Below are 8,467 nucleotides of genomic sequence, written 5' to 3' on the forward strand. Positions count from 1 at the left end.
CAACAGTTACAGGAACCTTTTTGTTGCCCTCTTTCTTCTCAACCAAAATAGGCGAGCAGGTCTTTACAGTTATTTCTCCTTTTGTTATCGGCCTGTTTCTGATTAGAAAGACTCTCTTAAACTTCCATTTAAGCCTCTCTCCGCCTACCAGCATCTCTTCATTTCCGCTGAAGTCAAACTTTTCCATGCTCATGAGCCCGTTGAAGAGGGAGATTAAAAACCGGTAGTCTGAGGAGCTTATCCAGAGGGAGAGGGGAGCTCCCTCCTCAAACTCAAAAACGGGAAATTCTCTTAACTGAGTGAATTTCTCAGGAGTAAACTCTGAATCTATCTGAACAGGCTCTTTTACCATTTTGTAGTTTTGAGGGAGAGAAACGTTGAAAGTAAAAGGTTTTGGCGTTGTTCTATCGTATAGCTCGGTTTTAAGCTCAGGGTCAGATTTTTTAAGAGCTTCCTTAATTAGCGATACTACTCTGTGCCTGTAGATAACGGGCAGTTTAGGCGTCTCAAAGAGAATTCTAAATCTCAAAATCCCCTCCCATATTAGATAAAAGTATACCATACTAAACTATGGGTGTTGGGTGTCCTGCAGAAGATTCAGCAAGGCTGCACTTTTATAACTCTACTAAGCCCTTTCTATTATATTAACGAAGTTCTTAAGGAGTTTCTGACCCGCCTTCTGGCTCTTCTCCGGATGGAACTGTGTGGCGAAGATGTTTTCCTTTTCAATAGAAGAGGTAAAGTAGATGCCGTAGTCCGTTTCTGTCAGAACAACGTTTTTATTCTTCGGCTTCACGTAGTAGGAGTGGACGAAGTAGAAGAACTCTCCCTCTTTTATGTTTTTGAGGAGCTCCGAATCCTTCTTCTTATAAACCTGGTTCCAGCCCATGTGGGGAATCTTGAAATCTTTGGGAAGTTCAAACCTTACAACCTCTCCCTCTATAAAACCGAAGCCCTCCGTCTCTCCAAACTCGTAGCTCTTCTCAAAGAGAAGCTGAAGTCCTAAACAGATACCTAAAAATGGTTTCCCCTTTTCAACTTCCCTGATAATAGCTTCCCAGAGTCCGAACTCCTTTAAATTCCTTACTGCGTCTTTAAAAGCTCCAACTCCCGGTAGGACAATTCCTTTAGCGTCTTTCAGGTCTTGAGGGTTTCTCGTTACTTTAACGTCTGCACCAACGTGCTCTATCGCCTTGCTCACGCTCCTCAGGTTTCCCATTCCGTAGTCTACAACGGCTATCACTTGATACCCCCGGGCATTGAACCTAAGAGGTATTTAATATCCTCGTCTCCAAAGAGAACACCGAACCCAAGGTAGGCACCACGCCACTTGTGGTAGAGGAGCTCGTCTCCACCGCCGTAAACAAACCAGTTCTTCTTGAAGAAGTATTTAGCACCAACTCTCAGGTGGGGAGGTATGTCGTCTCCGTCTGAGTCCTTCCTTCCTGTATCCCACAGGTCTGATGTGAAGATGAGTTTCGGGCTGTAGATGTAGTCTAAGCCGAAACCGCCTGTGCTCTCCTTTAAACCGCCCCTCAGAACAATCTTTGAGCCGGGGTGGAGCCACTTATCGTCAAAGACCCTTGCATACTGAAGGGTAAACTCCGTTCTGTAGTTTGTCTCTATCTCCTCCTGCCAGTGGGGAGATGAGCCGTAGTTTACGTAGTACTTCTTCCTCTCAACCTTACCCTGTGAGTCTCCGACAACTTCCAATAGGTAGTAGTGGTCTCTGGACGGAACAATCTTAAAAGTGAACACTCCACGGCCTTCACCGGTTCTGGTATTTACATCTCCTCTGAAGCCGATAAAGGTCTTTGTCTTTTCAACCTTTTCAGCAAGTTTCCCAAGGGTTTCCGTTGTTTTTGAAAGGTTCTGGTAGAGTTTCTCGTCGTTAAAGAGCTTTCCTATCGTTCCCTTACCCTCGTTGACTTTAGCAAGTATCTCTTTCAGCTCCTCTGTTGTTTCCTTTATGTTTGCTACTGTCTCTTTTATGTTCTGGGTGTCCTTTTCGCTTAAGAGGCTCTGGAGTCTTCTTGTAAGCTGGTCAAGGTTCTGGGCTATTTGTGGAGCTTTTGCCGTAGCCTCTTTCAGATTGACAACTATCTGCCTTATGTCCTGTCTGTTCTCAAGGGTCATTTCGGAGAGCTGAGTTGTGAGGGTGTTAACGTTATCAAGTATCTGCGGTAAATCTTCCTTAAGCATTTCTGAAAGTGCAAGGGCGTTTTCAAGGACTTTCTTGATATTTTCTCTGTTCTCTGTTACTACAGTGTTTAAGTTGTTAACAACAGAGTTTACGCTTTTAGTAAGCTGTGCAACCCTGTCCATAATAATTGCAAGTCTGTTTTTACCGTCGGGAGTTATCAGTGCCTGGTTGAACTTTGTTAAGAGCTGGTTCAGTGAAGACATTACTTCATCCATAGAGGCCGGAACCTGAGTGTTCTCTATCGTTGAGCCGGGGGGAAGGGGTGGAGCAGGTGGGTGGCCGGGCTCTATCTCAACGTATTTTTCTCCCATAAGTCCCATCGTTTCAATCTTTGCGACGGCGTTTTTGTAGAGCTTAACCGGTTTTGTGAAGACTATTTCAACTTCTGCCTTACTGTCCTTTACTCCAACGCTTAAAACTTTACCAACTGTAACTCCAGCAACTCTTACGGGGGCGTCTTTCTCAAGGCCGGCGGCGTTTCTGAAGTAAATTTTGTAAACTTGTGAAACTTTCCCCCTTTGGAATTTCAGAGGTTCTAATGTTGTTGCTATTATCCCGAGGCCTACAAGTCCGGCTACAACAAAGGCTCCGACCTTTGCCTCTAATGAGAGCTTACCCATCTTCCTGCTCCAGAACTTCTGTTATCGGTCCTTCCGGTTCTCCGTTGATGAACTGTTTTACAACGGGGTTCCGGCTGTTTCTTATCTCTTCCGGCGTTCCTATTTCCACTATTTTTCCCTTAAAGAGTATTGCTATCCTGTCTGCTATTCTGAAAGCGCTGTTGACGTCGTGGCTTACAACAACGCAGGTTTTGTTGAACTCGTTTCTGAGTCTAATTATAAGCCTGTCTAAAACGGCAGTCATAACTGGGTCTAAACCGCTTGTTGGTTCGTCAAAAAGGATGCATTTAGGGTTCATGCAGAGAGCTCTCGCCACAGCCACCCTCTTTCTCATACCGCCGGAGAGCTCCGAAGGGTATAGCTCCTCAGTTCCGGAAAGACCCAAAAGTGAGAGGTAGTAGCTGGCCTTTTCCCTTGCAACCTTCTCCTTTACCCCCTTTTTCTCTATCAGGTAAAAGGCCACGTTGTACCAGACCGGGTAGGAGTCAAAGAGAGCTCCGCTCTGGAAAACGTAGGTTAACGTCTCTCTGAACTTCTCAAGCTCTTCATCTTTAAGGTTTAAAACGTCCATTCCGTAAACGAGAATTTTTCCCTCGTCTGGCTCAATGAGCCTTGCAATCTGCTTTAAGAGAACGCTCTTTCCCGTTCCGGAAGGCCCCATAACGACGAATATCTCTCTGTCGTAAACGGTAAACGAGACCCCGTCGTGAACAACCTTCTTACCGAAGCGCTTCTTCAGGTTCTCAACAACAATTGCCTTTTCTCTCATAGGTTAAAGAGCCTCAAGATGTATGTAATCAGGTAGTCAAATATGAGAATTGCCATAGATGACGAAACAACCGCTTTGGTTGTAGACTCCCCAACTCCCTTTGCTCCGCCCCTTGTGTAGTAACCGTAGAGGCAGCTGATCGTTGAAAGGAGAAATCCGAAAACTGCTGCCTTTATCAGGCCGTGGTAAACGTCGTCCATCTCTGCAAGGTTCTGTGTGTATCGGATAAAGAGAACTTTATTGACTCCAAAGAGGTAAACGCTTACCAAATAGCCACCTATGTAGCCGATTATGTCGGCAATTATCGTAAGGAGAACTAAAGAAACGATTGAAGTGTAAATTCTGGGAGTTATCAGGAACTTAACCGGGTTAACGGCCATCATTTCTAAGGCATCTATCTGCTCCGTTACCCTCATAGTTCCAATCTCTGCGGCCATTGCTGAGCCAGAACGGGCAGTTACAAGGAGTGCAGAGAGGACAGGTGCAAGCTCTCTGGCCATTGAAATTGCAACAACTGCGCCTATCATATACTCGGCGTTGAACCTGTGGAATGCGTTGTAGGTTTCAAGAGCGATAACTCCCCCTGTAAAGAGAGATGTAATTCCCACAACTGGAGTTGAACCGGCTCCAATATCTGCAAGGTAGTAGATGTACCTCTTTATCCTTAAAGGTTTTTTAAATGCAAGTGAGAGTGCCTTAACTGAAAGTAGAAACCACCTTCCCCAGAACTCTAAGAATGAGAGAACAGCACTGCCTATTGCCTCAAGGAGTTTTACAAACAATTTACTCAGCCTCAGGATTTTAAAGTTGTTTCTTAAGCCCTTTGGATTATACAAAAAGCAAGTATTAAAATTGTCAGGTTTACTTTCAGATAAAGGAGAGAAGTATGGCTGAAGAGAGGATTTTAGAGCAGAGGAAGGAGAAGGTTGAAAAACTGAAAGAGCTTGGTTACGAGCCCTACGCATACAGGTATGAGGTTAACGCTAAGGCCGGGGAGCTCCTTGGAAAGTTCGGAAAAGTAAAGAATGAAGAAGAAAGGGAGAGTGAGGAGCTCCCCAAAGAGGAGTTTTCACTGGCCGGCCGTATCATGTCTATGAGGATTATGGGAAAGGCTGCCTTTTTCCACATTCAGGACGAGTCTGGAAAAATTCAGTGCTACATAAGGAGAGACACAGTTGGAGCAGACTTCTACAACAAAGTTTTCAAGAAGCTGATTGACATTGGGGATATTGTAGGAGTTAAAGGAACTCTCTTTAGAACGAGAACCGGAGAGCTCACTTTAGAGGTTAAGGAGCTTATTCCTCTCACAAAATCTTTAAGGCCTCTCCCCGAGAAGTGGCACGGCTTAAAGGATACAGAGAAGCGTTACCGCCAGAGGTATTTAGATTTAATCGTTAACCCGGAAGTTCGGGAGATTTTCAGGACGAGAACAAAGGTAATCAAAAAGATAAGGGAGTTCCTGGATAGCAGAGGTTTTATTGAGGTTGAGACCCCCATCCTGCAATCCATAGCCTCTGGAGCCGCCGCAAGGCCCTTCATTACCCACTACAACGCATTAGACATAGACGTTTACCTGAGGATTGCGCCGGAGCTCTACCTGAAGAGGCTGTTAGTTGGCGGTTTTGAGAGGGTTTACGAGCTTGGAAAGAACTTCAGGAACGAGGGAATATCTACCCGCCACAACCCCGAGTTTACGATGATTGAGTGGTACATGGCCTACGCCGACTACAACGACCTTATGGAGATGACCGAGGAGCTCTTTGAGTTCCTCTTAGACGAGATATTCGGAAAGGGCGTTCGTGAGATAGAGTATCAGGGAACGAAAATCTCGTTTGAGAGACCCTTCAGGAGGATTTCATACCTTGGTGAGCTCTCCAGGAAAACAGGCCTTACGGAGGAGGAGCTCCTCCACGACGAGGAGAAGGTTCTTCAGAAGGCAAAGGAGTTAGGAATAGAGAGGACTGAGGAACTCTCCCACTTTAAGAGAGTCCAGGAGCTCTTTGAGGCCCTGGTTGAGCCTAAACTCATCCAGCCAACCTTCGTTATAGACTTCCCCAAGGCCATTTCTCCGCTTGCAAAGGAGAAGAGGGGAAACCCTGAGCTTGTTGAGAGGTTTGAGCTCTTTGTCTTCGGAAGGGAGATTGCAAACGCCTATACGGAGCTCAACAACCCGAAAGAGCAGGAGGAGAGGTTCAAGCAGCAGCTTGAGGAGAAGGCAAAGGGGGACGAAGAGGCGATGGAATACGATGCCGACTTCATAACGGCACTTGAATACGGAATGCCCCCAACTGCCGGCGAGGGAATTGGAATAGACAGATTAGTAATGCTCTTTACAGATAAAGATTCCATCAGGGAGGTTCTGCTCTTCCCTCAGCTCCGCCCGGAGAAGAGGTGCGGAGAGGAGATATGTGAAGTTGAGCCGGAGAAGAAGGAAGAATGAACCCGCTTTTAAGGTGGTTAGCCCTTAGGGGGTTAAGCTTCCGTAAGGGCTACCTCTCTTTTGCCTTTATCATTGCCGTCTTCGGCGTAGTTGTGGGCGTTGCCGCCCTTATAATCGTCAACTCTGTTATGACAGGATTTCAGGACGCAATTAAAGAGAGGCTCCTCTCTGCAAACGCAGACATAATAGTTATGAGGAGAGACGGAAAGCCCTTCTACCGCTACGACTATGCTGAGAGAAAAATCTCTGAACTGAAACACGTTGTTGGAACGGAGCCTTTTATATACGTTCCTGTAATGGCGGCGAGCAGTTCCGTTACCTCCGCTTCAAGCGGAGCTCTCCGGGGCTGCATTCCAGACAAGGAGCCTCAGGTTACGTCAATACCAAAGCACCTGATACTTGGAGACTGGGAGCTCTTCAAGAAAAACCCGAAGGGTGTTGTAATCGGGAACCAGCTTGCAGAGACCCTTGGAGTTACTTTAGGAGACAGGATAAAGCTCATTTCCCCAATGGGAAGGAAAACCCCCTTTGGAGTAATCCCTAGAACTGCCACCTACACCGTTGTTGGGATATTTGAAGTTGGAATGTATCAGTTTGACTCCTCACTAATCCTTGCTCACTTCAAGACCGTTCAGAAGGACTTTGGATTTGGCGACGTTGCAACGGGAATAATGGTAAAGGTTGACAGGCTGGAAAACGTGAAAACCGTTGAGAGGGAAATTGAGAGAACTTTAGGAAAAGACTACACGGCGGAAGACTGGATATCTCTAAACAAAAGCCTCTTTTCAGCCCTGAAACTTGAAAAACTTGCGATGTTTCTGATTTTAACCCTCATTGTTATCGTTGCATCTTTCAACATCTCAAGCCTTCTCATGATGAATGTAAACTCAAGGGCAAGGGAAATAGCAATACTGAAAACAGTAGGAGCGTTAAACAGTTTCATACTGAAGATTTTTATATTTCAGGGTTTCATAATTGGTTTAATCGGAACTGTTATCGGCGAGGTTATAGGGATTTCCGTTTCTCTCTTGGGAGAGAAGTTCAAGCTGATTCCGCTTCCGCCGGACGTTTACTACATAGACCACCTGCCCTTTAAGCTCCACCCGTTTGACTGCGTTGTTGCCGCCGTTGCTGCTATACTGATAAGCGTTGGAGCCACAATCTACCCCTCTCTGAGGGCGGCAAAGATGGACCCTGTTAAAGTTCTGAGGATGGGAGAGGAGTGATTGAAGGGGAAGATAAGAAAGGCCAGAATTAAAGACGCTGAAGCCATCCAGTTCCTCATAAACGAGTATGCAAAGTTGGGCCTTATGCTTCCGAGGACTATTCACAGTATTTACGAGAACATCAGAGACTTCTGGGTTTACGAGGAAGAGGGAGAGATACTTGGAACCTGTGCTCTAACTGTTTTCTGGGAAAACCTTGCGGAGGTCAGGTCTTTAGCCGTCTCTCCCAAGCACACGGGGAAAGGGATTGGGAGCTCCCTTGTCAAAACAGCCCTTAAAGAGGCAAAAGAGCTCGGAATAAACAGAGTTTTCACTCTAACCTATCAGGTTGAGTTCTTCAAGAAGTTGGGATTTCAGGTTATAGATAAGGAGCTCCTTCCCCATAAAATCTGGAGGGACTGTATAAACTGTGTTAAATTTCCAAGCTGCGATGAGACTGCAATGGAGATAAACCTTAGCGGAGAAGGAGAAAATGAGGCCGGAAGAGCAGCTGAAAATCATAAAGCGGGGAACCGCTGAGATAATAAACGAAGAGGAGCTCTTAGAGAAGCTAAAGAGCGGAAGGAAGCTGAGGGTAAAGGCGGGGTTTGACCCTACAGCCCCAGACCTTCACTTGGGTCACACCGTTCTACTCTGGAAGCTGAGGGACTTTCAGGAATTAGGCCACGAGGTCTACTTCCTCATTGGTGACTTTACGGCAATGATTGGAGACCCAACGGGGAAGAACGAGACAAGGCCGCCTTTAACCAGAGAGCAGGTTTTAAAGAACGCAGAAACCTACGCCCAGCAGGTCTTTAAGATTTTAGACCCTGAAAAAACCGTTGTTGTCTTCAACAGCGAGTGGCTCGGATCAATGACAGCCACAGACCTTATAAAACTTACGTCCAAATACACAGTTGCAAGGATGCTTGAGAGAGACGACTTCTCTAAACGGTTCAGAGAGGGAAGACCCATCCACATTCATGAGTTCATCTACCCCCTCCTTCAAGGTTACGACTCCGTTGAGTTAAAGGCAGACGTTGAGCTTGGTGGAACAGATCAGAAGTTCAACCTGTTAGTTGGAAGGCACCTTCAGAGGGAGTTTGGTCAGGAAGAACAGGTCTGCATTATGATGCCCATTTTAGAAGGGCTTGATGGCGTTCAGAAGATGAGCAAGTCTTTGGGGAACTACATCGGGATTTTAGAGCCTCCAGAAGAACAGTTTGGAAA

General features: G+C 46.1%; 8 protein-coding genes and 1 pseudogene. 4 read left to right on the top strand and 5 right to left on the bottom strand.

Annotated features, from left to right (window positions below; all coding sequences use genetic code 11):
* The 5 genes and pseudogenes from F8H35_RS05380 to F8H35_RS05400 form a co-directional block, all read right to left on the bottom strand.
* Positions 1–529, bottom strand: a pseudogene (locus tag F8H35_RS05380) (CRISPR-associated endoribonuclease Cas6); the annotation flags it as partial.
* Between the two features lie 96 nt (positions 530–625).
* Positions 626–1,243, bottom strand: a complete 618-nt coding sequence (hisH, locus tag F8H35_RS05385) for an imidazole glycerol phosphate synthase subunit HisH (protein WP_472572519.1) — start codon at positions 1,241–1,243, stop codon at positions 626–628.
* On the bottom strand, positions 1,240–2,823 hold the full coding sequence (locus tag F8H35_RS05390) for an MlaD family protein (protein ID WP_472572520.1): 1,584 nt from the start codon (positions 2,821–2,823) through the stop codon (positions 1,240–1,242). The genes hisH and F8H35_RS05390 overlap by 4 nt, the downstream gene beginning before the upstream one ends.
* Positions 2,816–3,592, bottom strand: a complete 777-nt coding sequence (locus F8H35_RS05395) for an ABC transporter ATP-binding protein (protein WP_472572521.1) — start codon at positions 3,590–3,592, stop codon at positions 2,816–2,818. Before F8H35_RS05395 ends, F8H35_RS05390 begins: the two co-directional genes overlap by 8 nt.
* Positions 3,589–4,374, bottom strand: coding sequence for an MlaE family ABC transporter permease (locus tag F8H35_RS05400; protein ID WP_472572522.1), 786 nt, complete (start codon positions 4,372–4,374; stop codon positions 3,589–3,591). The genes F8H35_RS05395 and F8H35_RS05400 overlap by 4 nt, the downstream gene beginning before the upstream one ends.
* A 104-nt stretch (positions 4,375–4,478) precedes the next feature.
* Between F8H35_RS05400 and lysS the strand changes: the two genes are divergently transcribed.
* The 4 genes from lysS to tyrS form a co-directional block, all read left to right on the top strand.
* Complete coding sequence (gene lysS, locus F8H35_RS05405) at positions 4,479–6,032, top strand: lysine--tRNA ligase (protein WP_472572523.1); 1,554 nt, start codon at positions 4,479–4,481, stop codon at positions 6,030–6,032.
* Complete coding sequence (locus F8H35_RS05410) at positions 6,029–7,258, top strand: ABC transporter permease (RefSeq protein ID WP_472572524.1); 1,230 nt, start codon at positions 6,029–6,031, stop codon at positions 7,256–7,258. The genes lysS and F8H35_RS05410 overlap by 4 nt, the downstream gene beginning before the upstream one ends.
* Positions 7,259–7,777 carry an N-acetyltransferase gene (locus F8H35_RS05415; RefSeq protein WP_472572525.1) on the top strand — a complete coding sequence of 173 codons (519 nt, stop codon included), beginning with the start codon at positions 7,259–7,261 and terminating at the stop codon, positions 7,775–7,777.
* Positions 7,731–8,467, top strand: a 737-nt coding sequence (tyrS, locus tag F8H35_RS05420; protein ID WP_472572526.1) for a tyrosine--tRNA ligase, incomplete at its 3' end; no start/stop codon positions are given. The genes F8H35_RS05415 and tyrS, both read left to right, overlap by 47 nt.

This window comes from Thermovibrio sp. (genome assembly GCA_015488335.1).
GTDB lineage: Bacteria > Aquificota > Aquificia > Desulfurobacteriales > Desulfurobacteriaceae > Balnearium.

What these genes read in the sequence shown, in the direction of transcription:
- F8H35_RS05390 (WP_472572520.1), bottom strand. Translation starts at nt 2,823, where the DNA reads ATGGGTAAGCTCTCATTAGAGGCAAAGGTCGGAGCCTTTGTTGTAGCC.
- F8H35_RS05395 (WP_472572521.1), bottom strand. Translation starts at nt 3,592, where the DNA reads ATGAGAGAAAAGGCAATTGTTGTTGAGAACCTGAAGAAGCGCTTCGGT.
- lysS (WP_472572523.1), top strand. Translation starts at nt 4,479, where the DNA reads ATGGCTGAAGAGAGGATTTTAGAGCAGAGGAAGGAGAAGGTTGAAAAA.
- F8H35_RS05410 (WP_472572524.1), top strand. Translation starts at nt 6,029, where the DNA reads ATGAACCCGCTTTTAAGGTGGTTAGCCCTTAGGGGGTTAAGCTTCCGT.